This is a genomic window from Methylobacterium iners, assembly GCF_022179305.1.
GTDB lineage: Bacteria > Pseudomonadota > Alphaproteobacteria > Rhizobiales > Beijerinckiaceae > Methylobacterium > Methylobacterium iners.
In genome coordinates this window covers 39061-60671 of record NZ_BPQP01000059.1, presented here as the reverse complement: position 1 = coordinate 60671, position 21611 = coordinate 39061, and the positions used below count along the sequence as shown (strand labels likewise).

Annotated in this window: 23 protein-coding genes; 10 read left to right on the top strand and 13 right to left on the bottom strand. The window is 69.2% G+C overall.

Going from position 1 to position 21611, the window contains the following annotated elements:
• Positions 1-48: 48 nt before the first annotated feature.
• On the bottom strand, positions 49-1332 hold the full coding sequence (locus MFF55_RS17990) for a PQQ-dependent sugar dehydrogenase (protein ID WP_238245480.1): 1284 nt from the start codon (positions 1330-1332) through the stop codon (positions 49-51).
• A 484-nt stretch (positions 1333-1816) separates the two neighbouring features.
• Here MFF55_RS17990 and MFF55_RS17985 point away from each other — a divergent pair, with 484 nt between their 5' ends.
• Positions 1817-2755 carry a dihydrodipicolinate synthase family protein gene (locus MFF55_RS17985; RefSeq protein ID WP_238245479.1) on the top strand — a complete coding sequence of 313 codons (939 nt, stop codon included), beginning with the start codon at positions 1817-1819 and terminating at the stop codon, positions 2753-2755.
• Between the two features lie 85 nt (positions 2756-2840).
• On the opposite strand, the gene MFF55_RS17980 is transcribed toward MFF55_RS17985, so the two are convergent.
• Genes MFF55_RS17980 through MFF55_RS17970 form a run of 3 tightly spaced genes read right to left on the bottom strand, consistent with a single transcriptional unit; the run spans position 2841 to position 5345 of the window.
• A complete protein-coding gene (locus MFF55_RS17980) occupies positions 2841-4004 on the bottom strand; it encodes a mandelate racemase/muconate lactonizing enzyme family protein (protein ID WP_238245478.1) in 1164 nt (387 codons plus the stop codon).
• Positions 4005-4042: 38 nt separating this feature from the next.
• The gene (locus MFF55_RS17975; protein WP_238245477.1) at positions 4043-5119 is read right to left on the bottom strand and encodes a tartrate dehydrogenase; all 1077 of its coding nucleotides are present in this window, start codon (positions 5117-5119) and stop codon (positions 4043-4045) included.
• Positions 5120-5150: 31 nt separating this feature from the next.
• Complete coding sequence (locus tag MFF55_RS17970) at positions 5151-5345, bottom strand: hypothetical protein (RefSeq protein ID WP_238245476.1); 195 nt, start codon at positions 5343-5345, stop codon at positions 5151-5153.
• A gap of 179 nt (positions 5346-5524) precedes the next feature.
• On the opposite strand from MFF55_RS17970, the gene MFF55_RS17965 reads away from it, so the two are divergent.
• Positions 5525-6229 carry a GntR family transcriptional regulator gene (locus tag MFF55_RS17965; RefSeq protein ID WP_238245475.1) on the top strand — a complete coding sequence of 235 codons (705 nt, stop codon included), beginning with the start codon at positions 5525-5527 and terminating at the stop codon, positions 6227-6229.
• Between the two features lie 45 nt (positions 6230-6274).
• Here MFF55_RS17965 and MFF55_RS17960 read toward each other — a convergent pair whose 3' ends face one another.
• Together MFF55_RS17960 and MFF55_RS17955 are read right to left on the bottom strand one after the other, a co-directional pair.
• On the bottom strand, positions 6275-7642 hold the full coding sequence (locus MFF55_RS17960; RefSeq protein ID WP_238245474.1) for an NAD(P)H-dependent oxidoreductase: 1368 nt from the start codon (positions 7640-7642) through the stop codon (positions 6275-6277).
• Positions 7643-7790: 148 nt separating this feature from the next.
• Complete coding sequence (locus MFF55_RS17955; RefSeq protein ID WP_238245473.1) at positions 7791-8258, bottom strand: Lrp/AsnC family transcriptional regulator; 468 nt, start codon at positions 8256-8258, stop codon at positions 7791-7793.
• Positions 8259-8385: 127 nt separating this feature from the next.
• On the opposite strand from MFF55_RS17955, the gene MFF55_RS17950 reads away from it, so the two are divergent.
• Both MFF55_RS17950 and MFF55_RS17945 read left to right on the top strand, forming a co-directional pair.
• Positions 8386-10743 (top strand): thiamine pyrophosphate-binding protein, encoded by a 2358-nt coding sequence (locus MFF55_RS17950; RefSeq protein WP_238245472.1) that lies wholly within the window; start codon positions 8386-8388, stop codon positions 10741-10743.
• A 171-nt stretch (positions 10744-10914) separates the two neighbouring features.
• The gene (locus MFF55_RS17945; protein ID WP_238245471.1) at positions 10915-11178 is read left to right on the top strand and encodes a cysteine rich repeat-containing protein; all 264 of its coding nucleotides are present in this window, start codon (positions 10915-10917) and stop codon (positions 11176-11178) included.
• 30 nt (positions 11179-11208) lie between these two features.
• On the opposite strand, the gene MFF55_RS17940 is transcribed toward MFF55_RS17945, so the two are convergent.
• The gene (locus MFF55_RS17940; RefSeq protein WP_238245470.1) at positions 11209-11379 is read right to left on the bottom strand and encodes a hypothetical protein; all 171 of its coding nucleotides are present in this window, start codon (positions 11377-11379) and stop codon (positions 11209-11211) included.
• Between the two features lie 206 nt (positions 11380-11585).
• Here MFF55_RS17940 and MFF55_RS17935 point away from each other — a divergent pair, with 206 nt between their 5' ends.
• Complete coding sequence (locus MFF55_RS17935; RefSeq protein WP_238245469.1) at positions 11586-11843, top strand: DUF6894 family protein; 258 nt, start codon at positions 11586-11588, stop codon at positions 11841-11843.
• A gap of 32 nt (positions 11844-11875) precedes the next feature.
• Positions 11876-12691 (top strand): hypothetical protein, encoded by an 816-nt coding sequence (locus tag MFF55_RS17930; protein WP_238245468.1) that lies wholly within the window; start codon positions 11876-11878, stop codon positions 12689-12691.
• Positions 12692-13095: 404 nt separating this feature from the next.
• Here the strand turns inward: MFF55_RS17930 and MFF55_RS17925 are convergent, their stop codons facing one another.
• Positions 13096-14007 carry a LysR family transcriptional regulator gene (locus MFF55_RS17925; protein ID WP_238245467.1) on the bottom strand — a complete coding sequence of 304 codons (912 nt, stop codon included), beginning with the start codon at positions 14005-14007 and terminating at the stop codon, positions 13096-13098.
• A 134-nt stretch (positions 14008-14141) separates the two neighbouring features.
• On the opposite strand from MFF55_RS17925, the gene MFF55_RS17920 reads away from it, so the two are divergent.
• From MFF55_RS17920 to MFF55_RS17905, 4 genes are read left to right on the top strand one after another with little or no spacing between them, the layout of a single operon-like run.
• Positions 14142-15089 (top strand): ABC transporter substrate-binding protein, encoded by a 948-nt coding sequence (locus MFF55_RS17920; protein ID WP_238245466.1) that lies wholly within the window; start codon positions 14142-14144, stop codon positions 15087-15089.
• Positions 15086-15949 (top strand): ABC transporter permease, encoded by an 864-nt coding sequence (locus MFF55_RS17915; RefSeq protein ID WP_238245465.1) that lies wholly within the window; start codon positions 15086-15088, stop codon positions 15947-15949. Before MFF55_RS17920 ends, MFF55_RS17915 begins: the two co-directional genes overlap by 4 nt.
• Positions 15942-16721, top strand: coding sequence for an ABC transporter ATP-binding protein (locus tag MFF55_RS17910; RefSeq protein WP_238245464.1), 780 nt, complete (start codon positions 15942-15944; stop codon positions 16719-16721). Before MFF55_RS17915 ends, MFF55_RS17910 begins: the two co-directional genes overlap by 8 nt.
• Positions 16722-16730: 9 nt before the next feature.
• Positions 16731-17636 (top strand): polysaccharide deacetylase family protein, encoded by a 906-nt coding sequence (locus MFF55_RS17905; RefSeq protein ID WP_238245463.1) that lies wholly within the window; start codon positions 16731-16733, stop codon positions 17634-17636.
• Positions 17637-17851: 215 nt separating this feature from the next.
• Here MFF55_RS17905 and MFF55_RS17900 read toward each other — a convergent pair whose 3' ends face one another.
• Genes MFF55_RS17900 through MFF55_RS17880 form a run of 5 tightly spaced genes read right to left on the bottom strand, consistent with a single transcriptional unit; the run spans position 17852 to position 21607 of the window.
• Positions 17852-18199: a Rieske (2Fe-2S) protein gene (locus tag MFF55_RS17900; protein WP_238245462.1), complete on the bottom strand. Its 348-nt coding sequence runs from the start codon at positions 18197-18199 to the stop codon at positions 17852-17854.
• The gene (locus MFF55_RS17895; protein WP_238245461.1) at positions 18192-18896 is read right to left on the bottom strand and encodes an ABC transporter ATP-binding protein; all 705 of its coding nucleotides are present in this window, start codon (positions 18894-18896) and stop codon (positions 18192-18194) included. The genes MFF55_RS17900 and MFF55_RS17895 overlap by 8 nt, the downstream gene beginning before the upstream one ends.
• Positions 18889-19704 (bottom strand): ABC transporter ATP-binding protein, encoded by an 816-nt coding sequence (locus MFF55_RS17890; RefSeq protein ID WP_238245460.1) that lies wholly within the window; start codon positions 19702-19704, stop codon positions 18889-18891. Before MFF55_RS17890 ends, MFF55_RS17895 begins: the two co-directional genes overlap by 8 nt.
• A complete protein-coding gene (locus tag MFF55_RS17885) occupies positions 19701-20738 on the bottom strand; it encodes a branched-chain amino acid ABC transporter permease (protein WP_238245459.1) in 1038 nt (345 codons plus the stop codon). The genes MFF55_RS17890 and MFF55_RS17885 overlap by 4 nt, the downstream gene beginning before the upstream one ends.
• The gene (locus MFF55_RS17880) at positions 20735-21607 is read right to left on the bottom strand and encodes a branched-chain amino acid ABC transporter permease (RefSeq protein ID WP_238245458.1); all 873 of its coding nucleotides are present in this window, start codon (positions 21605-21607) and stop codon (positions 20735-20737) included. The genes MFF55_RS17885 and MFF55_RS17880 overlap by 4 nt, the downstream gene beginning before the upstream one ends.
• Positions 21608-21611 lie beyond the last annotated feature (4 nt).

Sequence of the window (21611 nt, the reverse complement as noted above, 5' to 3'; positions counted from 1 at the left end):
TCCCGGGTGAAGGGCGGAAGGGCGTCAAGGCCCTCCCGGTCACGATCGTCAGGGCGCGTAGCTGATGCGGTAGATTGCGCCGTTGTAGTCGTCGGAGACGAGGAGGGCGCCGTCCTGGGCCACCAGGACGTCGACCGGGCGGCCGAGATACTTGTTGTCGGCCAGGAAGCCCGTCAGGAACGGCTCCATCGAGACCATCTTGCCGGCCTCGTCGAGCTTGGCCACGACCACGTCGCCGCCGAGCTTCGTCGTCCGGTTCCAGGAGCCGTGGCGGGCGATGAAGATCGCGTTCTTGTACTCGGCGGGAAACTGGCTGCCGGTGTAGAAGCGCATGCCGAGGGCCGCCGTATGGGCGCCGAGCAGCCCCGCCGGCGCCGCGAACTCGCCGCAGGACCGGCCCCAGCCGTATTCCGGGTCGGTGAAGGTGCCCTGGTGGCAATAGGGGAACCCGAAATGCTGCTTGCCGGGCTCGGCGACCACGTTGAGCTCGTCGTGCGGGATGTCCTCGGACATCCAGTCGCGGCCGTTATCGGTGAAGGTGAGCTGCTTCGTCACCGGGTTCCAGTCGAAGCCCACGGTGTTGCGCACGCCCCGGGCGATCACCTCGACGCCGGTGCCGTCGAGGTTCATCCGCCGGATCTGCGCATGAGTGTCGGGGGGCAAGAGGATGTTGCCCGGCGCGCCGATCGGCACGTAGAGCTTGTTGTCCGGACCAATGGCGATGAACTTCCAGCCATGGGCCTCGTCCTTGGGTAGGTCGTCGTAGACGAGAGTCGGCTTGGGCGGCGCGTCCAGGCGAGCCTCGATGTCGTCGAAGCGCCAGATCTTGGAGAGTTCGGCCACGTAGAGGGCCCCGTCGTGGAAGGCGAGCCCGTTGGGCCGGTGCAGGCCCGAGGCGATGACCTTGACCTCGCGCTTTCCGTCCCGCTCGCGCACCGCGTAGACTTTGTCCAAGGCGCGGGTGCCGGCGAAGACCGTGCCCTGGGCGCCCTCGCGCAGGGAGCGGGCATTGGCGAGACCGCTGGCGAAGACCTCGACCTTGAAGCCGGGCGGCACCTTCAGCTTGTCGACGGGCAGGCGCGCCACCGATGCGGCGAGCGGCGGGGCGGGGATCGGCGCGAGCTTCGCCGCGTCGGCGGCTTCCGGCCGGCCGTAGAGCGCGGAGCCCCGGTCCTGCGTCGGCGCCGGCGCGCCGGGGGCGGCCGGAACGCTCGGCTGGGCGCTTCCCGGCGTCGGCGCGCCGCTCGGCACCTGCTGGGCGAGCGCCCCGGCCGCCGGCAGGAGCACGCCAGCGAGCAACAGGCGCGCGAGGATCGACCGCTTGAACGTCATGATCCGAAATCCTTCTGGTCTGTCGAGACGGGGGCACGGCGTCCCGGAGCGGCCTCGGAGCCGGTCGTCAGGTCCAAGCCCGCTGGCGAGCGTCGCGCCTGGGGCCACAGGCCGAAGCGACGCGCGTGGCGCGAAGGAAAGCAAGATCATGATTTCCTCCAGGCTCGCGCGGTCGCCGATCTTGAGCGCCAACTTCCATGCAAGTAACCCTTGGCGTAAGTGAAAGATCCTCGCTGTCAAGGCGCGCGAGCGTCCGCTGAGGGCTGCAACCGGCTTCGCCGCCGGACAAAGGCAGGCGCTCCTGAGCGCAGCGATGGACCATGTGTCGCCCGGCCCGCGTTGCGACGGAGCGCCATGCCGGCGATCTCTGGAAGTACGGCGACGTAGTCGCCTTCCTGGCAAACGAACCCGGCCGGATCGGCGATCCGAATCGATAGCGATCTGACCGTCACCGTGTGACGATGCCGGCCCGAAGGAGGACACCATGGCTCTCACCAGCGCGATCAAGGGCGTGATCCCGATCGCCCCGACGCCCTTCCATCCCGACGGCCGGATCGACGAGACCTCGCTCGACCGAATGTCCGAGTTCTTTCTCGGGGCGGGTGTCGACGGCCTCACCATCCTCGGCCAGCTCGGCGAGGCGCCAAAGCTCGATCACGCCGAGGCCGTGGCCATCGCCAAGCGGGTCATCGGGCGCATGAACGTGCCCGTCCTCGTTGGTGTCTCGGCGCCGGGCTTCGCCGCCATGCGCTCGCTCGCCCGCGAGGTGATGGATCTGGGCGCGGCCGGCGTCATGATCGGCCCACCAAACACGCTTCGCACCGACGACCAGGTCGTCGCCTATTACCGGAACGCCGCCGAGGCGATCGGCCCCGACGTGCCCTTCGTGATCCAGGATTATCCGCTGACCTTCTCGGTCATCATGACGCCCGCCGTCATCCGCCGGATCGTCACCGAGAATCCGTCCTGCGTCATGCTCAAGCACGAGGATTGGCCGGGGCTGGACAAGATCACGGCCCTGCGCGGCTTCGAGCGGGACGGCTCGATGCGCCACATCGCAATCCTGGTGGGCAATGGCGGGCTGTTCCTCGATTTCGAGATGGAGCGCGGCGCGGACGGTGCCAATACCGGCTACGCCTTTCCCGAGATGTTGGTGGACGTCGTGCGAATGTCGGCGGCGGGCGAGCGCGACGCGGCGCACGACCTCTTCGACGCCCACTTACCGTATCTCCGCTACGAGCAGCAGCAGGGTCCACTCGGCCTCGCGGTGCGCAAATACGTCTTCCAGAGGCGCGGGATCTTCGCCTCCGACGCCCAGCGCAAGCCCGCCGCGAGCCTGTCGGCTCAAGGAAAGGCCGAGGTCGACTACCTCCTGTCCCGCATCGCCCGCGTCGACCCCCGCGCCCGCATGGCGGGCCCTTGATCGGGGCCGTAGGCTCGGCGGGAGATAGGCTTGGCGGGAGAATTGGCGATGACCAGCAGCGTCCCCGAGGGCGACGCGCGGCGGTCTACTCGGCGAGTTCGCGCATCACCCTGATCAGGTCGGCCTTGCCCTCGAAGCCGATGCCGGGGATGTCCGGCATGACGATGTGGCCGTCCTCGACCCTGACGCCGTCGGGGAAGCCGCCATAGGGCTGGAACAGGTCGGGATAGCTCTCGTTGCCGCCGAGGCCTAGGCCGGCCGCGATGTTGAGCGACATCTGGTGCCCGCCATGCGGGATGCAGCGGGTGGGCGACCAGCCGAACTGCGCGAGCACGTCGAGGGTGCGCAGGTATTCGACGAGGCCGTAGGACAGGGCGCAGTCGAATTGCAGCCAGTCGCGGTCCGGCCGCAGCCCGCCGTAGCGCAGGAGGTTACGGGCGTCCTGGTGCGAGAACAGGTTCTCGCCGGTGGCCATCGGGCCCGGATAGAACTCCGAGAGCGCGGCCTGCAGGGCGTAGTCGAGGGGGTCGCCGGCCTCCTCGTACCAGAACAGCGGGTACTCCCGCAGCATCCGGGCGTAGGCGATGCCGGTCTCGAGGTCGAAGCGTCCGTTGGCGTCGACCGCGAGCCGCGCCTCGGACCCGATCTCGTCGAGGACCGCCTCGATGCGGCGCCGGTCCTCCGCGATCGGGGCGCCGCCGATCTTCATCTTCACGACATTGTAGCCGCGGTTCAGATAGCTGCGCATCTCGCCGCGCAACGCCGTGTCGTCCTTGCCGGGATAGTAGTAGCCGCCGGCGGCGTAGACGAAGACGCGCGGGTCGGCCTCGCGCCCCTCCCGCTCGGCCAGCATCCGGAAGAGCGGCTGGCCGGCGATCTTGGCCGCCGCGTCCCAGATCGCCATGTCCAGGGTGCCGACCGCCACCGAGCGCTCGCCGTGGCCGCCCGGCTTCTCGTTGGCCATCATCGCGGCCCAGAGCTTGTGCGGGTCGAGGTTGTCGCCCGCCTGGTTCAGGACGCTCTTCGGGTCGGCCTCCAGCAGACGATCCCGAAAACGCTCGCGGATGAGGCCGCCCTGGCCGTAGCGGCCGTTCGAGTTGAAGCCGTAGCCGACGACCCGGCGGCCGTCCCGCTCGACGTCGGTGACCACGGCCACGAGGCTCGCGGTCATCTTCGAGAAGTCGATATAGGCGTTGCGGATCGGCGAGGCGATCGGCTTCGTGATCTCGCGGACGTCGACGATGCGCATGGGGTTCCTCCTTGGCGAGCGGGATCGCGGCAGCGACCCTACTCGTTGTCGCCCTGGACGGCGGCGGTGACGGCATCCGTCACCTGGCGTGTGGTCGCCTTGCCGCCGAGATCGGGCGTGTGCAGGCTCGGGTCGGCGGTGACACGCTCGACCGCGCGCATGAGCCGGTCGGCCGCCGGCTTCTCGCCGAGGTGCTCCAGCATCTGACAGGCGGTCCAGAAGGTCGCGATCGGGTTGGCGATGCCCTTGCCGGCGATGTCGAAGGCCGAGCCGTGTATCGGCTCGAACATCGACGGGTAGGTGCGCTCCGGGTTCAGGTTGGCGGTGGGCGCGATGCCGAGCGAGCCGGCGAGCGCCGCGGCGAGGTCCGAGAGGATGTCGGCGTGCAGGTTCGTGGCCACGATGGTGTCCAGCGTCTCGGGCTTCATCGTCATGCGCATGGTCATGGCGTCGACCAGCATCTTGTCCCAGGTCACGTCGGGGAAGTCCCGGGCGACTTCCGCCGCGATCTCGTCCCACATCACCATGGCGTGGCGCTGGGCGTTCGACTTGGTGACGACGGTCAAGAGCTTGCGCGGCCGCGACCGAGCGAGCTCGAACGCGAAGCGGATGATGCGGTCGACGCCCGAGCGGGTCATCATCGAGACATCCGTGGCGACCTCGTTCGGGTGGCCCTGGTGGACGCGCCCTCCGACGCCCGCGTACTCGCCCTCGGAATTCTCGCGCACGATCACCCAGTCGAGCTCGGGGCCGGTGACGTGGCGCAGCGGGCTCGTGATGCCGGGCAGAATCCGGGTCGGGCGGACATTGGCGTACTGGTCGAAGGGCTGGCAGATGGCGAGCCGCAGGCCCCAGAGCGTGATGTGGTCGGGCACGTCGGGGGCGCCGACCGCGCCGAAGAGGATCGCGTCGTGGTTGCGGATCTGGTCGCGCCCGTCCGCCGGCATCATCACGCCGTGCCGCTTGTAGTAGTCCGAGCCCCAGTCGAAATGGTCGAAGGCGAAGGCGAACAACCCGGTCTTCGCGGCCAGGGCGTCGAGCACCTCGATCCCGGCGGCGATGACCTCGACGCCGATGCCGTCGGCGGGGATGGCGGCGATCCTGTAGGTCTTCATAGCGGGTCTCCGTAGGAACGAGGGCTTGGCGTCAGCGCGCCACGGCGCGGCCTGCCGCCCCGATCGGGCGACGATAAAGGTGACGGCCGCCGAGACTGCCGATCGCGTTGAGCGCGGTGACTGAGGCCGCGCCGCCGGTCGGCATCAGGCCCATGGAGGCGACGAGTCGGGCGACGAAGGAGAGAAGGCAGAGGAACGGAACCAAGCGCGATGCGACCTTGCGCATAGTGCCTGCCCAAAGGAGCGCCCCATCCCTTCCTCCTGCGCGCGTCTGACGGGCGGTAAAACTTGAGCGCCAACTTCCATGCAAGGTGATACGAGATAGGAGTCTGGCGGTTCGGCTGTCAATCTTCCATCACAACCTCCATGGAAGTTGGCGGGCATGGGTTCTGCTTGGAGATCGCGATGATTCGGGGCCGCGCTGACAAGGATGAGTCCGCCGACCGACGTCCGTCGCTCGTGGAGGACGCCTACGCGGCGATGAAGGATGAGATTCGCGAATCCCGCTTCCCGCCCGGCTATCAGGCGTCAGAGCAGGAGATCGCCCTGCGCCTGGGCATGAGCCGCACCCCCGTCCACGAGGCCGCCATCCGCCTGCAGGAAGACGGTCTGGTCCGGATCCTCCCCCGGAAGGGCATCCTCATCTGTGCGCTGGCGCCGGAGGATGTGCGCGAGATCTACGACGTCGTCATCGCCATCGAGGGACGCGCGGCGGCCTTGCTGGCGGATATGCCGGAGGTCCGGCGCGAGGCCACCGCCGCGGAGCTCTCCCGCCTGACGACGACCATGGCGGAAGCCGAGGCGGCAGGTGATCTCGCAGCCTGGGGGCGGGCGGATGAAGGCTTCCACCGCACGCTCGTCGAGCGGGCCGGGAACGGCCGCATGATCCGGATCAACCAGACGATCAACGACCAGGCGCACCGCGCTCGCATGCTCACCCTCAAGCTCCGGCGTGAGCTCAACGCCTCGGTGTCGGAACACCGGCAGATCATCGAAGCGATCCGGACCGGCGACGCCGAGGCGGCCCAGGAGCGGGCGCACCGGCATCGCGTGCGGGCCCGCGACGAGCTTCTTCCCTTGCTCGCCAGTTTTGGCCTGAAGCACCTCTGAGACCGTCGATGGCGAGGATTGCCAAGGGCTCGCTCGTCGGCGGCCTCAGGCGCCGGCCGGATCGAGGCCCATTTCCGTTCTGAACAGCGCCTCCATGTCTCGACGAAAGCCGATGGCGTGATGGGTCGCGTCATAGGTCACGTCCGACCATCGGATCGGCCGATGCTCTGCGACGGCGTTGCGCAGGATCAGCCCATGCGCCAAGCCCATGGGAACGGCCCCGAGGGACAACGATGTCTCGGCGGGGACGACCTTGCCGAACACCGTGAAGCCACCCTCGCCGTCGAGGGTCTCGCCCTCGGCGAGCGCACGCTTGGCGACGGCGATCACGTCGGCGCGCCAGTCCTTCGTCGCGCCGGTCGGCTCGCCGCGCGTGGCGATGCTCGCGACCGAGGTTCCGAGTTCGAGCCCGATCAGGTGATAGGGCTTGTACATCGCCGCGTAACGGCCGCTGGCGTCGGTCTTGAGGCCGTACTGCGCGAAGCAGTCCCGCACGTACTCGGTCGGCGCATGGAACACCGCGTAGACGCCCCAGCGCAGGTCGCGGAACACGGGCCGCCCATCGCGCTCCAGCGACGAGACGACCTCGACGGTGCCCCGCTTGGCGAGGATCCCCCCGTCCGCGGCGGGACGCAGCACGGTGGGCAGATCGTCCACGCCGCACGGGGGGAAGGCCAGCCCGTCGTCCGGCGGGCTGAGGTCGCAGGCATTGGCGACCGCCGCCATCTCGAGGGCCGACTTGGTGCCGTCGAGGAAGGAGTTGAACATCTGCGGGTTGAAGTCGCCGCCCGCGACCTGTTCCTCCGTGAAGCCGTAATGGCCCCAGACCGTGTCCGGCGTCGATTGGTGATAGGCCGGAAGGTACTTCGTGCCCTTGCCCGCGCAGATCACCTCGAGGCCGATGGTGCGCGCCCAGTCGACGAGTTCGGCGATCAGCGCCGGCTGATCGCCCGAGGCCATCGAGTAGATGATGCCGGCCTCCGCGGCGCGGCGGGCCAGAAGCGGACCGGCCAGCGCGTCCGCCTCCACGTTGACCATGACGATGTGCTTGCGGTGCTCGCAGGCCCTCAGCACGTGGCGGATGCCGGCCGCCGGGCTGCCCGTCGCGTCGATGACGATGTCGATGAAAGGGCTGGCGATCAGCGCCTCGGTATCCTCGGTCACGAAGGTGGCCGAAGTTCGGGCAGCCTCCTCCAGCGATCCGACCCGGAAGCGCGCGTCGGGCCAGCCGACGCGCCGCATCGCGTCCTGCGCGCGGGCGGGCGAGAGATCGCACACGCCCACCAAGTGGATGCCGGGAACCCGCCACGCCTGGGACAGGAACATCGAGCCGAACTTGCCGGCGCCGATCAGGCCGACGCGGGCCGGCCTACCCTCCGCCGCGCGAAGCGCGAGCTTGGCGAACATCGACATGGCCTTCCTCCGCTAACGGGGGACATGCGTGCGACGCCCCGGCTCTCGATCATTCGTCCATGGGTCCACGACAAGTCACCACGGCGGTTCCGGCGGGAACGCGGGCCCGAGCAATCCGTATGCGCAACAATCCCACGACGGGTGAGAGCTAAACCGGCAAGACGTTGGTGTACTTCACCTGTCCCAACGCGAAGCTCGACTCGATCGATCCGACGCCGTCGAGGCGCGTGAGCTTGTCCTTCAGGAAGCGCTCGTAGGCGGCGAGATCCGGCACCACGACGCGCACGAGGTAATCGTGCCGCCCGGTCATCAGGTAGCACTCGACCACCTCCGGCCAGCGCGCCACCGCCTCGGCGAAGCGGTCGAGTTCCTCCTCCCGCTGCCGCTCCAGCTTCACCGAGGCGAACACGCTGATCGGCAGCCCGACCTTGGCCTGATCGACGAGGGCGACATAGCCCTTGAGGATGCCTGCCTCCTCCAGCCATCGGATCCGGCGCAGGCACGGCGAGGCCGAGAGACCGATGCGGGCGGCGAGATCCTGGACCGTCACCCGGCCGTCCCGCTGCATCTCGGCGAGGATCTTCCGGTCGATGGCGTCGATCTGGCGCCTCTGCATGATTTCACCCTGAACCGGCGCGCGATTGGCGGATGTCACCGAAATCCTGGATGCGGGCGCCGAGTTTGGCAAATCCTGCCCCATCGGCGGTGGCATGGTACGGGTCTCCTTCGAGGGCCCGACATCGATGCGAAGCGACCCGCGCCTGCCCTACCTCGCCGCGCTGGAGCGCAAGGCGCTGTGGCTGTCCACGTGGATGATCCACCACGCCAACCACGTCCGGCCGAACCATGACGGGATGAAGGTCGGCGGACACCAGGCGTCCTCGGCTTCGCTGGCGACGATCATGACGGCGCTCTACTTCGCGGTGCTGCGGCCCGAGGATCGCGTCGCGGTAAAGCCGCATGCGAGCCCGGTCTTCCACGCGATCCAGTATCTGGCCGGCAACCAGACCCGCGCGAAGCTGGAGAACTTCCGCGGGTTCGGCGGCGCGCAATCCTACCCGTCGCGGACCAAGGACACCGACGACGTCGACTTCTCGACGGGCTCGGTGGGCCTGGGCGTCGCGCAGACGCTGTTCGGGTCGCTGGTGCGCGACTACGTCCGCGCCCACGGCTGGGGCCTCGACCGGCCGGAGGGCCGGATGGTGGCGCTGGTCGGCGACGCCGAGATGGACGAGGGCAACATCTTCGAGGCCCTCATGGAGGGCTGGAAGCACGGCCTGCGCCGGACGTGGTGGATCATCGACTACAACCGGCAGAGCCTCGACGCCGTGATCCGCGAGGGCCTCTACACCCGCTTCGAGGAGATCTTCCGCGCGTTCGGCTGGGACGTGGTGGTCCTGAAGTACGGCTCGCTGATGGATGCGGCCTTCCTCGAGCCGGGCGGCGAGCGCCTGCGCGCCTGGATCGACACGGCGCCGAACCAGCTCTACGCGGCCCTGACCTTCCAGGGCGGCCCGGCGTGGCGGCGGCGCCTGGAGGCCGACCTCGCCGACGATCCGGACGCGCTGGCGCTGCTCGGCCGCCGCTCGGACCAGGAGCTCGCGGCGTTGATGGGGAACCTCGGCGGACACGACCTCACCAACCTGATCCGCGCCTTCGAGGCCGCCGACAACGATCGTCCGACGGTGTTCATCGCCTACACCGTCAAGGGCTTCGGGCTTCCGCTCGCCGGCCACAAGGACAACCATTCCGGCCTGCTCACCCCGGCGCAGACGGCTCTGTTCCGCGAAAGCATGGGCATCCGGGAGGGGCAGGAATGGGAGCCGTTCGAGGGGCTGACGCTGGCCGCGGACGATCTGCGCCGCTTCATCGCCGCGGCGCCGTTCTTCGCCGAGGGGACGCGACTGCGCGAGGCGCCCCGGCTTCCGGTGCCGGCGGACTTCCCGTGCCCGCGCCAGGCCGTGCAATCGACCCAGTCCGGCTTCGGCCTGATCCTCAACGAGCTGGGGCGCTCCGACGCGCCGATCGCGGAGCGCATCGTCACCACCTCGCCGGACGTCACCGTCTCGACCAATCTCGGCGGATGGGTGAACCGGCGCGGCCTGTTCGCCCGCGAAGAGCGGCGCGACCTGTTCAAGGCCGAGCGCATCCCCTCGACCTTCGCTTGGGATGCCTCGGCCAAGGGCCAGCACATCGAGCTCGGCATCGCCGAGATGAACCTCTTCCTGCTGCTCTCGGCGCTGGGATTGTCGCACCGGCTGTTCGGCGAGCGTCTGATCCCGATCGGCACGCTCTACGATCCGTTCATCAGCCGCGGCCTCGATGCCCTGAACTACGCCTGCTACCAGGATGCGCGCTTCATCATCGCGGCGACGCCCTCGGGCGTGACGCTGGCGCCGGAGGGCGGCGCCCACCAATCGATCGCCACGCCGCTGATCGGACTGGCGCAGGACGGGCTGTCGAGCTTCGAGCCGGCCTTCGTGGACGAGCTGTCGATCCTGATGGCGCACGCCCTCGACCACGTGCAGGTCGAGGGGCCGGAGGGCGGCTCGATCTATCTCCGGCTCTCGACCCGCAGCCTCGCCCAGCCGCAGCGCGCCATGTCGGCGGCGCTGTCCGAGGCGATCGTCGCCGGTGCCTACTGGCTGCGTGAGCCTGGGCCGAACGCCGAGATCGTGGTCGCCTATACCGGGGCCGTCGCACCCGAGGCGATCGAGGCGGTGGGTCTGATGGCCGAGGATCGGCGCGACATCGGGCTCTTGGCCGTCACCTCCGCCGATCGGCTCCATGCCGGCTGGACGGCGGCGCAGCGCGCCCGTGAAGCCGGAGACCGGAGCGCTCGCAGCCATGTCGGCACGCTGTTGGCCGACCTGCCCCGGCATTGCGGCCTCGTCACGGTCATCGACGGGCACCCGGCGACGCTGGGCTGGCTCGGCGCGGTGGGTGGCCACCGCACCCGGGCGCTCGGCGTCGAGCGCTTCGGGCAGACCGGCACGGTCGCCGACCTCTACCGGAACCACGGCCTCGACGCGCGCGGCATCGTCAGCGCAGCCCTTGCGCTGGCGCCGGAGCGTCCGATCCGCAACCTGCGGACCGTGTGAGCGCGCGAACGCCGCTGCCGCGCAGTCGCGGGGGAATGAGGGCGGCATCACCAAAGCATTGCTGCAAGAGATCCTTACTCTCGTCACGTTGAGGCCATCGTCCCAGGTCAGTGCCCGCCGGCAGGTCGACCCGCTCCACGTGGTCGGCTTCGGCAACGGACAGGAGTTCACATGACCCCGAGCAAGGCGGCGTTCTTCGCCCTCGGCCTCATCCCCGTCGCAGCGTTCGCGCAGCAATCGCCCGGACGCGAGGCGCTGAAGCGGGCCTGCACCGGCGACTACATGCAGCATTGCAGCGAGTACGCACCGGGCGGCCCGGAGGTGGAGGCCTGCTTCAAGGCCAACCTGAAGAAGCTCAGCCCCACCTGCTCGGCGGCCATCACGGCCTACAAGCAGGAGCAGCGCACGACCCGACGCGTGAGCGAGGCCCGCTGACGCGCCCTGGGTGACAGCCGGCGCGACGGGTCAGTCTTCGCGGGACCGAAGAGCGTCGAGTGCCGAGAGAAGCCGGATCGAGGCCGTGTGCTCCTCGGCCGGCGGGAACGACAGGGCCAGGGCGCGCTGGATGCCCTCGATGGTCGGGCTCGTGGGCGTATCCGAGGGGGAGAGCCACAGAGGGGGCGGGCAAACGATCATGGTGGGTCCAAACACGGGGGCTGCGCAGGTTGCCGGGCGGGCCGTCCCTTCGCCTCCGTGACAGGGCAATGATGCGGGTGGCGTGAAGTTTCACCGCCGCCGTGCCGGACGGCACATGCGAGCATCGGGCGACCGCGCCGCTCAAGGTTGTGGTCGAACATCCACGTCCCTCGGGAACATCCGTCGGCCGCCGGGGATGTCGGCGCATGCCCCTCTATTTCTTCAACACCCACATCGACGGCGACGTCATCCCTGATCAGGACGGCATGGAGCTTCGCGACGCAGTCCAGGCTCTGGAGGTTGCCCGGGATACGGTTCAGGCGATGATGCAGGATCCGACCAATCAGATCACCCTCTTGGCCGCCGCCCTAGTCGTCACGAAGGAGGCTGGCGGGGTAGTGGGAGAGTTCCCGTTCGCGGACGCCTTCAAGCTGCTGCCCCGCGCTGCTGGGAGCGAGCGTTAGGGCCTCCCTCAGGGCCGGATGGGGTCACCCTGGTGGTGCAGCGCTCGGAGGATCGCGGCGCGACCCTGCGGGCGGCGGATGGCGAGGGCCGTACCACCACCTACCGCCGCGGCCCGCGTGGGCTGCTCTCCGAGATCGAGGACCTGCAGGGCGGGCGCGTCCGCCTCGCCTATGACGACCAAGAGCGCCTCGCCCAGGTTGTTAACCAGACCGGTCGCACCTGGAGCTTCGTGCGCGACGCCGTGGGCCACGTCGTCGAGGAGACGGACTTCGACGGGCTGACCACGGCCTACGCCTACGACGAGGCGGGCCGGCTCGGCGAGACCCGCCACGCCGACGGCACCCGCGCGGCCTACGCTTACGATAGGTCGGGCCTTCTGGTGCGCGAGGCGGTGCACGATCCGGGGCGCGCGGCCGCCTGCGTCACCACCTTCGGCTACGACGCGAGCGGGCTTTTAGTACGTGCCGAGAACGACGACGCGCTGGTGCTGTTCGAGCGCGACGAAATGGGCCGGGTCGTGGCCGAGATCGTCAAAGGCCGGCGGATCGAGAGCACCTTCGATTGCTGCGGCCGGCGGGTCGAGCGGCGCATCGGCGGGCAGGTGACCGAGTACGCCTACGATCCGGTCGGCGCGCTGGTGCGCCTGACCCTCGCGGGCCACGCCCCGCTGAACTTCACACGCAACGCCCTCTGGCGCGAGACGCGGCGGCGCAACGGCGGGGGCTTTCAGCTCGACCAGGGCTGGGACGCGGTGGGCCAGCTCCTGCACCAGAACGTGGCGTCCGCCGCGCCGCCTGGACCGGGCGGTGGCGCGGCGGGCCTGGGCGTGGAGCGGCGCTACTCTTGAAGCCGTGCCTTTGAGCCGCGCACCATCGTTGATGCCGGCTGGGGCGAGACGGCCTATGCCTATGACGGCAACGGGCAGGTGGCGCAGGCCCGTTTCGGCGACGGTGGGGCGGAACGCTATGAGTACGACGCGGCGCTCAACGTGGTCGGCTCGGACCAGCGGGAGCCGGGCGAGGCGTTGTCCCGCGAGCTTGCGGGGTCGAGCATGGTCTTGCCGCCCTGGCTGGTCTCACCAGGCGGGCGGGTGCGGCAGGCGCGCGGCCCGCGCGGCGAGGCGGTGAGCCTGAAGCACGACGCACGCGGGCGGTTGGTGGCGCGACGCGTCGAGCGGCGCGGCTTCCGGGTGCGGCTGTGGCGCTATGCCTGGGACGGGCGCGATTTGCCTGGTGATCAACACACGATGGCTCAATCCGTCACGGAGGACTGCATGCGTCGATGCAGGCTGGCGGCGAGCTGGTCGGCGAACTTGGCGGCGGCCACGGACAGCATCCGACCCTGCAACTGCGCCAGGACCACGGTCATCGGCTCCAGATCGCGATCGTCGATGGGCCTGCTCCGCAGGCGAGGATCGTCGGGAATGCCGTTGGGGATCTGCAGACTTACGACGTCCTCGCGCAGGGCGAGATTGCGCAGGAACTCGAGCGAGCCGGACTCTACGGCGCATTTCAGTTCAACGCCCCGTCGGGCCAACGCCTGATCCAGGTGAAGGCGAATGGCGAGCGACCGGTCGGGAAGCGCCATGGGATGGGCAAGGCAGTCGCGCAGTCGCACGGGACCGTCGGATTTCGCGAGGGGATGTTCGGCCCGCATCAGCGCGCGAAGCTGCTGCCGGCAGGAATATAGGAGGTGAAGCTCGGCGGAGGGCGGAGGCTGGATGATCAGGGCGAGATCCGCCTCGAAGGCGACGACCGCGGCCACCGCCTGGATGTGGTCACGGACCTGCACCGTGAAGCCGACCTGCGGGAACCGGGCGCGGTAGGCCTCCACCTCCTCCGGCACCACCCGCGTGACGAAGGCCTGGCTGCAGGCCAGGGCGACGTGGCCGCGACGCACACCCGACAGGTCGGCGATCTGCGAGCGGACCCGCTCCAAGTCAGCGACCTGGTCCCGGATGTGACGGACCAGCAACTCGCCCGCCGCGTTGAGGCGCATCCCCTGCGCCAGTCGCTCGAAGACCGGCGTGCCGAGCTCGTACTCGATGTCCTGAACCTGCCGCGTCAGGGCTGAAGGCGCGATATTGAGCCGCTCGGCCGCACGGCGGATCGAACCGCTGCGTGCGATCTCGGCCACGTAGCTGAGCGTGCGTAGGTGCTTCACGGCTCAAGCTCCTGTGTTGCGCGAGGCTGCATCGGTGTTGCCGAAAATGCAACGAGCCCTTCGAAAACTAGCACTCGCTCGCAACAGGCGAGCTGAGTAGCGTTCATGGGTCCGAACTTCGACGAGGCCGCCCCATGATTCACCGCCGCACGCTTCTCGCTGGCCTCGGAGCAGGCCTCGTCTCCGCGCCCCTCGTCGGTCGCGCCAAGGCCGCGCGGACGGTGATCCGCATGGGATCGCTGAAGCTGATCCACTCGATCGCCCCCTACTTCTACGAGCGCTTCACGCCCGAGGGCGTCCAGGTCGAGGTCGTGCCCTTCGAGAGCCCGACCGAGTGCAAGAACGCCGTCGTGACCAGGTCGGTGGATTTCGGGACGTTCGGCATCGCGGCGGCGACCCTTGGCGCAGCGGCCGGAGAACCGATCGTGGTGATCGCCTCCACCTGCAACCGCGGCATGGCGATCATCTCCAAGAGGGATTCGGAGATCCGCGCGATCAAGGATCTCAAGGGCAAGCGCGTGGCGATCTGGCCGGGCAGCACGCAGGAGGTCTTCGCGCTCGAGCGCATGCGCATGGAAGGGCTCAGCGTCCGCGACATCACGCCGGTCCGCATCTCCTTCTCCGAGATGCACATTGCCCTGGCCCGCGGCGACATCGACGCCTATGTCGGCGCCGAGCCCGGTCCCGGCGTCAGCCTCTCGACGGGCGTCGGCCAACTCGTCGAATACCCCTACGCGACCGAGATGGGCGCGCTGAACATGGTCTTCGGCGCGCACCGCGACACGCTCGCGCAGCGGCCCGAGGTGGTGCGCACCATGCTCGAGATCCACCGCAAGGCTTCGGATTTCGCGGGCAAGGACCGCGAGGCGATGATCGCCATGGCTGTGTCCAAGCTCGGGCAGAAGCGCGAGGCGCTAGAACTCTCCGCGCCCAACGTCGAGTTGAAGTGGAAGCTCGGACCGGACGAAGTGCGCCAGGCCAAGGCCTATGCCGAACACATGCTGGCCCTGAAGCAGATCAAGCGCCTGCCGGAGCCGGGCTTCATCGACACCCGCTTCGTCGATGCGATGAGGGACGCGTGAGCAACGCGACCGAGGCGGGCGCTCTTGCAGCGGCAAGCCTGCCCGCGGCCGAGCCTGTTGCACGAAGGAACAGTGTGTCGCTCTCGGCCCTGCGCCGAGCGGGCCTTGCGCTTGCTATTCCCCTCGGCCTTGCCCTCGTCTGGCACCTTGCCACCGCGGACCGGCCCTACAGCCTGATCCCGGCACCCGCTGCCGTCTGGACGCAGCTTCAGGACCTTGCCTTCGGCGGCATCAACGACGACGCCTTCAGCGGAACGCTGGGCGTGCATCTCCTCGCCTCGCTCAGCCGTGTCTATGGCGGCTTCGCGCTGGCCGCGGCGGCGGCGCTGCCGCTCGGTCTGCTGATCGGCCGCATCCCCCTGATCCGGGCGCTGCTGGACCCGACCTTCCAGATCCTGCGGCCGATCCCGGTGACGGCCTGGCTGCCGCTCGCGATGATCCTGTTCGGGCTGGGACCGCGCTCCGCCTACTTCCTCGTCTTCCTGGGCGCCTTCTATCCAATCCTCGTCAACACGATCTTCGGGGTACGATCCGTCGAGCCGCGCCTGTTCGAGGCCGCGGCGATGCTGGGCTGCACGGGGCCTGCCCAGTTCGCTCGGGTCGTGCTGCCCGCAGCGCTCCCCTCCATCTTCACGGGCCTGCGGCTCGGACTCGGCTTCGCCTGGGTCGTGATCGTGGTCGGCGAAATGACCGGCGTTCAGACGGGTTTGGGCGCCATCATCATGGAGGCGCGCCAGCTCTCGCGCACCGAGATCGTGATCTGCGGCATGGTCGTGATCGGCATCGCCGGCTTCGTCTCCGACTGGATCGTCATGCAGGTCGGTCGCCGCCTCCTGGCCTGGAGCCCGACCCATGGCTGATCCGACCGTCCCGATCCTCGATCTGCGCAACGTCGCGAAGACCTACGTGGCGCAAGGGCGCAGCATCGAGGCGCTGCGCGGCGCGAACCTTCAGGTCAGGCGCGGCGAGTTCGTCTGCCTGCTGGGGGCCTCCGGCTGCGGGAAGTCGACGCTTCTGCGCATCGTCGCGGGCTTCGAGGCGGCAAGCGCCGGACAGGCCTTGATGTGGAACACGCCAATCTCCGGCCCCGGTCCGACGCGCGGCATGGTCTTCCAGGATTACGGCCTGTTCCCGTGGCTCACCGTGCGCGACAACATCGGCTTTGGACCGAAGTCCCGCGGCCGACCGGTCGCCGAGGTGCGGGAGACCGTCGGCCGCTACATCGACCTCGTCGGGCTGCAGCGCTTCGCCGACGCCTACCCGCACCAGCTCTCGGGCGGCATGAAGCAGCGCGTGGCCATTGCCCGCGTGCTCGCCAACGACGCCGAGGTGGTGCTCATGGATGAGCCCTTCGGTGCCCTCGACGCCATGACACGCGAGCGGCTGCAGGACGAGCTCCTGGATCTCTGGTCCCGCACCGGGCTGACCGTGCTCTTCGTCACCCACGCGATCGAGGAGGCGATCTTCCTCGCCGATCGCGTGGTGATGATGTCGCCCGGGCCTGGGCGCATCGAATCCATCCACGAGATCGACCTGCCGCGGCGCCGCGACGTGTCGAGCCCCGCCTTCAACGACGTGCGGCGGATGCTCTCGGCACAGCTCCACAGCCATCACGCCCCGAAAGCCGCCTGAGGGTCGGGCGTGACGGACGATCCGCGCCGACCTGAGAACCGTCTGGCCTACCGGGCGGCGATCGACCGGCCGCCGCTCGCACTGCCTGGAGGCAAGCGGGTGGCGCTCTGGCCCGTGGTCAATATCGAGCACTGGCTGATCGACCATCCGATGCCGCGCCAGATCCTGGTTCCGCCGACGGCCGCGCCGCTTCTGCCAGACCTCCCGAACTGGGCATGGCACGAGTACGGCATGCGCGTCGGCTTCTGGCGCCTGCTGGCGGCCTTCGCGGAGCGCGGCCTTCGCCCGACGCTCTCGATCAACGCCTCCGTCTGCGAAGCCTACCCGCGGGTGGCCGAGGCGGCGCACGCGGCCGGCTGGGAGTTCATGGCCCACGGCTTCCATCAGGTTCCGACGCAGCGCATCGCGGACGAGCCCGACATGATCGCCCGATCGATCGCGACGATCACCCGGTTCACCGGGGCCCCGCCGCGCGGGTGGTTGGGTCCTGGACTGACCGAGACCCTCGATACGCCCGATCACCTCAAGGCGGCAGGGATCGAATATCTCGGCGACTTCGTCGTGGACGATCGGCCGTGCCGTGTCGCCACGCGGCACGGCCCGCTCATCGCCTTGCCCTACTCGGTCGAGCTGAACGACATTCCCCTGCTCGCCATCCAGCACCACCGCGCCGACGAGTTCGTCGAGCGGGCGCTGTCGAACCTCGACCGCCTCGTCGCGGAGGCCGGGAGCGATGGGCCGCTCGGGGGTGCGAAGGTGATGGGTTTTGCGATCCACCCCTACATCACGGGGGTGCCGCACCGGATCGGCCTCCTGGAGCGGCTGCTCGATGCCGTCACGGCGCGGGACGACGTTGTCGTCATGCAGGGGTCCGAGCTGCTCGACTGGTATCTCGGCACGGGCGACAATGCCTGAGGAAGGCGATGCCGGGTGACCTCGACCGCGGAAGCGGACGGATCTCTCTCGCGCTGCGGTCTCTCGGGGGCCCGCCTTTCTCGCCTCCCTTCACGGTGGCGCCTGGCAGCGCGACGCCAGGGAAGGCCTCACCTGGGTAGCCAAGGGTCCGCTCCAACGCATGGCCTCGACATGGAGCCGGTCGGCCATACGGCGGCGCCATCGGCAGTCTTCGTTCACTTCATGAGAAGCAGGTCCTCGTCCATCTCGAGCCAAAGCCCATCAGGAGTCGATACGACGGGGAAGAGGCGGAGGCTGCGAAACCGCCAACCCGGTGAGACGGATCCATCCCGAAGGTCGAAGGACGCGAGGTGCCGCGGGCAGAACAGCCGTCCTGCGGCACACCGTCCGAGCGAGAGGTCGGCGCCCTCGTGCGGACAGGCCCGCTCCGCGGCGGAGATGCGCCCGCCGTCCCGCAGAAGGATGAGCTGCTGACGGCCTACGACGATCGGCAGCACATCGCGCTCGCCGAGGAGGTCGGCAGGTCCGAGGTAGATCCAGGCCGGCCGGTCCGCCTCAGCCACCGAGATAGGCTTGCCGCACATGAGGATCGGCGATGAGGGCCTGGCCGCTGCCCTCGAGCACGATGCGGCCGGTCTCGATGAGATAGGCGTGGTCGCACAGCTCGAGCGCCGCGAAGGCGTTCTGCTCGACCAGGAGAACGGTGGTGCCCGCGTCGCAGATCGACCGGATCACCGCGAACATCCGCTCGACGATGTTGGGGGCAAGCCCCAGGGACGGCTCGTCGAAGAGCACGAGCTTCGGACGTGCCATCAGGGCGCGGCCGATCGCCAGCATCTGCTGCTCCCCGCCCGAGAGCGTACCGGCGGCCTGGGCCCGGCGCTCGCCAAGCCGCGGAAACTCGCCGTAGACGCGGTCGAGATCCGCCGCGATGCCGGCGCGGTCGCGGCGCAGATACGCGCCCATGGCGAGGTTTTCCGCGACACTCATCTGCGGGAAGACGCGCCGGCCCTCCGGGCAATGGGCGATGCCCTCGGCCAGGATGCGTCGGGGCTCGGAACCCGCGATGTCGCGGCCGTTCAGCCGGATCTCCCCGGAGCGGGCCGGCACCAGGCCTGAGATCGCCCGCAGCGTCGTGGACTTGCCGGCGCCGTTCGCGCCGACGAGGGCGACGAGCTGGCCCTCGCGCACCGAGAGGGTGAGGCCCTTGAGGGCGGTGACGTGGCCGTAGCCGCAGACGAGGTCGCGGATCTCAAGCATGAGCTGGTTCCTGCACCTCGGCGGCGGCCTGCCGGGCGGCTTTGCCCTGGCCGAGATAGGCCTCGATCACCGCCGGATCGCTGCGGATCCTGTCCGGCGGTCCCTCCGCGATCAGCCGGCCGTAATTGAGGACGAGGATGCGGTCGGAGACCTCCATGACCATCGGCATGTCGTGCTCGACGAGCAGGACGGTGATCCCGCGTTCGCGGATCTGGCGGATCAGCGACACGAAGACCTGCGTCTCGGAGGCGTTCATGCCCGAGACCGGCTCGTCGAGGAGGAGCATCGCGGGCTCGGTCGCGAGCGCCAGGGCCACGCCGACGAGGCGCTGCTCGCCATAGGCCAGCGCGCCGGCCTTCTCCCCCGCGCGCTCCGAGAGCCCGACCCAGTCGAGGAGCGCCTCCGCACGGGCGCGCAGGCGCCGCTCGCTCGCGCCGGCACGGCCGATCAGCGCGTCGAGGAGGGGGGCGCGCCTCGACTGCGCGCCCTGCCGGTGCAGTCCGATCATGACGTTGTCGAAGACGGTATCGTCGGGGAAGACGCTGGTGCGCTGGAAGGTCCGGGCGAGGCCGAGCCGGGTGATCTCGTGCGGCTGAAGATCCGTCAATCCGGTGCCCCGGAAGCGGACCTCGCCCTGGCTCGGTTTCAGGAAGCCGGTCATCACGTTGAAGGCAGTGGTCTTGCCCGCGCCGTTCGGGCCGATCAGGCTCACGATCTCGCCCTCGCGGACGTCGAAATGCAGGTCGGCGATGGCGACGAGTCCGCCGAAGCGGACGCCGACCTGCTCGACCGAGAGGATCGCGCTCATCGCGGCACCGCCGGGCTGGCTTCGAGAACGGGAACGGCCCTGGCCGCCCGGAGGCGGGCGAAGAGCCCCGCGATCCCCGGCACGATGCCTTTCGGCATCACGAACAGGATCGCGATCAGCACGATCCCGTAGATCATCCATTGGGCCTCCGGCGCCATCACCGGGCGGAGCACGACCGGCAGCAGACCAAAGATCAGGCCGCCGACGACGGGCCCCATCAGCGTGCCCTTGCCGCCCGCCACCACCATGATCACGATGGTGACGGTCGTGGCGAACTGGAACACGTCGGGATCGATGATGCGCAGGTAATGCGCGTAGAGGCTGCCCGCCGCGCCCGCCATCGCGGCCGAGATCACCGTCGCGACCGTGAGCGTGCGGGCGGCGTTGATCCCGACCGAGAGGGCGAGGGACTCGTTCTCCTTGAGGCCCCGCATGGCGCGGCCGAAGCGGGAGCCGACGAGGCGCGCGATGATGACGTAGCAGAGCGTGCCGACGGCGAGGACGAGGTAGTAGTTCTGCAGCTTGGTCTTGAGCGTCCAGCTGCCGAGGCCGGGAGCGCCCAAGGCGATCACGGGGATGTTCGTCAGCGCCAGCGGTCCTTGCGTCAGTTCCACCCAGTTGAGGGCGACGAGCCGGACGACCTCGGCGAAGGAGACCGTGACGATCACGAAATAGGCGCCCCGCACCCGGAAGGAGAGGCGCCCGATCAGGTAGCCGCAGGCGCCCGCCGCCAGGATCGCGAGCAGGAATCCAACCGCCGCCGGCCAGGGCTCGTGCACGATGCGGGTGCCGAAGCCGATCTCGACGTCGAAGCCGAGGCTCGTCAGGGCGCTGACATAGGCGCCGATGCCGAAGAAGGCGATGTGGCCGAGGCTGAGCTGTCCGGTGAAGCCGAGCAGCAGGTTCAGGCTCATGGCCGCGATGGTCAGGATGCCCGTCGTGATCAGCGCGTTGAGGAGATAGGGGTTCGACCCCAGTGCCAACGGCAGGGCGACGAGCGAGGTCAGGAGCGCGAGGGGGAGGAGGCGGCTCATCCGATGCGCTCTGCCTTCGCGAACAGGCCGGTCGGCTTGTAGAGCAGCACCGCGATGATGATCAGGAACCCCATCGCGTCGCGGTAGCCGGAGGAGACGTAGCCGGCACCGAGTTCCTCGGCGAGCGCCAGGATGAAGCCGCCGATGGCCGCCCCCTTCAGGTTGCCGAGTCCGCCGAGGATGACGATGGCGAAGGCCTTCAACTCGGCGAGGCCCCCCATCTGCGGGAACACCACGTAGACGGGACCGAGCAGGGCGCCGGCCGCGGCAGCGAGCGAGGAGCCCAGCGCGAAGGTCGCCGTGTAGACGAGGCGCACGTTGACGCCCATCAGCGCCGCGGTGTCGGCATCCTGGAAGGCGGCACGCATGGCGAGTCCGAGCTTGGTCCGGTTGATTAGGGCGTAGGTGACGACGATCAGGGCGAGCGCCGCGCCGAGCACGAACAGCCGGAGCCAGGAGACCGAGACCGGGCCGAGCTGAAGCGGGGCCTCCGGGAAGGGCGAGGGGATCGCCTTGGCGACGCCGCCGAAGATCCAGAGGGTGCCCGATTGCAGGACGATGCCGGCCCCGATCATCACCAGCATGGTGGTGTCGATGTCCGAGCCCCGGAACGGCCGCAGCAGCAGCAGCTCGATCGCGGCCCCGAGCAGGAGGCCGCCGAGGATCGCCACGGGCAAGGCCAAGAAGAAGTTCAGGCCGAGTGCCGCGACCGCGAGATACATGACGTAGGCGCCGACGGTGTAGAGGGCGCCGTGGGTGAAGTTCACCACGTTCATGATCCCGAAGATCAGCGTCAGCCCGATCCCGAGGAGAGCGTAGGTGCCGCCGAGGATAAGGGTGTTCACCAAGTGCTGGATCAGCTGGTCCATGTGC

Excerpts from the sequence above, each read along its gene's own strand:
- MFF55_RS17990 (WP_238245480.1), bottom strand. The coding sequence starts at position 1,332 with ATGACGTTCAAGCGGTCGATCCTCGCGCGCCTGTTGCTCGCTGGCGTG.
- MFF55_RS17985 (WP_238245479.1), top strand. The coding sequence starts at position 1,817 with ATGGCTCTCACCAGCGCGATCAAGGGCGTGATCCCGATCGCCCCGACG.
- MFF55_RS17980 (WP_238245478.1), bottom strand. The coding sequence starts at position 4,004 with ATGCGCATCGTCGACGTCCGCGAGATCACGAAGCCGATCGCCTCGCCG.
- MFF55_RS17975 (WP_238245477.1), bottom strand. The coding sequence starts at position 5,119 with ATGAAGACCTACAGGATCGCCGCCATCCCCGCCGACGGCATCGGCGTC.
- MFF55_RS17970 (WP_238245476.1), bottom strand. The coding sequence starts at position 5,345 with ATGCGCAAGGTCGCATCGCGCTTGGTTCCGTTCCTCTGCCTTCTCTCC.
- MFF55_RS17965 (WP_238245475.1), top strand. The coding sequence starts at position 5,525 with ATGATTCGGGGCCGCGCTGACAAGGATGAGTCCGCCGACCGACGTCCG.
- MFF55_RS17960 (WP_238245474.1), bottom strand. The coding sequence starts at position 7,642 with ATGTCGATGTTCGCCAAGCTCGCGCTTCGCGCGGCGGAGGGTAGGCCG.
- MFF55_RS17955 (WP_238245473.1), bottom strand. The coding sequence starts at position 8,258 with ATGCAGAGGCGCCAGATCGACGCCATCGACCGGAAGATCCTCGCCGAG.
- MFF55_RS17950 (WP_238245472.1), top strand. The coding sequence starts at position 8,386 with ATGCGAAGCGACCCGCGCCTGCCCTACCTCGCCGCGCTGGAGCGCAAG.
- MFF55_RS17945 (WP_238245471.1), top strand. The coding sequence starts at position 10,915 with ATGACCCCGAGCAAGGCGGCGTTCTTCGCCCTCGGCCTCATCCCCGTC.
- MFF55_RS17940 (WP_238245470.1), bottom strand. The coding sequence starts at position 11,379 with ATGATCGTTTGCCCGCCCCCTCTGTGGCTCTCCCCCTCGGATACGCCC.
- MFF55_RS17935 (WP_238245469.1), top strand. The coding sequence starts at position 11,586 with ATGCCCCTCTATTTCTTCAACACCCACATCGACGGCGACGTCATCCCT.
- MFF55_RS17920 (WP_238245466.1), top strand. The coding sequence starts at position 14,142 with ATGATTCACCGCCGCACGCTTCTCGCTGGCCTCGGAGCAGGCCTCGTC.
- MFF55_RS17910 (WP_238245464.1), top strand. The coding sequence starts at position 15,942 with ATGGCTGATCCGACCGTCCCGATCCTCGATCTGCGCAACGTCGCGAAG.
- MFF55_RS17895 (WP_238245461.1), bottom strand. The coding sequence starts at position 18,896 with ATGCTTGAGATCCGCGACCTCGTCTGCGGCTACGGCCACGTCACCGCC.
- MFF55_RS17890 (WP_238245460.1), bottom strand. The coding sequence starts at position 19,704 with ATGAGCGCGATCCTCTCGGTCGAGCAGGTCGGCGTCCGCTTCGGCGGA.
- MFF55_RS17885 (WP_238245459.1), bottom strand. The coding sequence starts at position 20,738 with ATGAGCCGCCTCCTCCCCCTCGCGCTCCTGACCTCGCTCGTCGCCCTG.
- MFF55_RS17880 (WP_238245458.1), bottom strand. The coding sequence starts at position 21,607 with ATGGACCAGCTGATCCAGCACTTGGTGAACACCCTTATCCTCGGCGGC.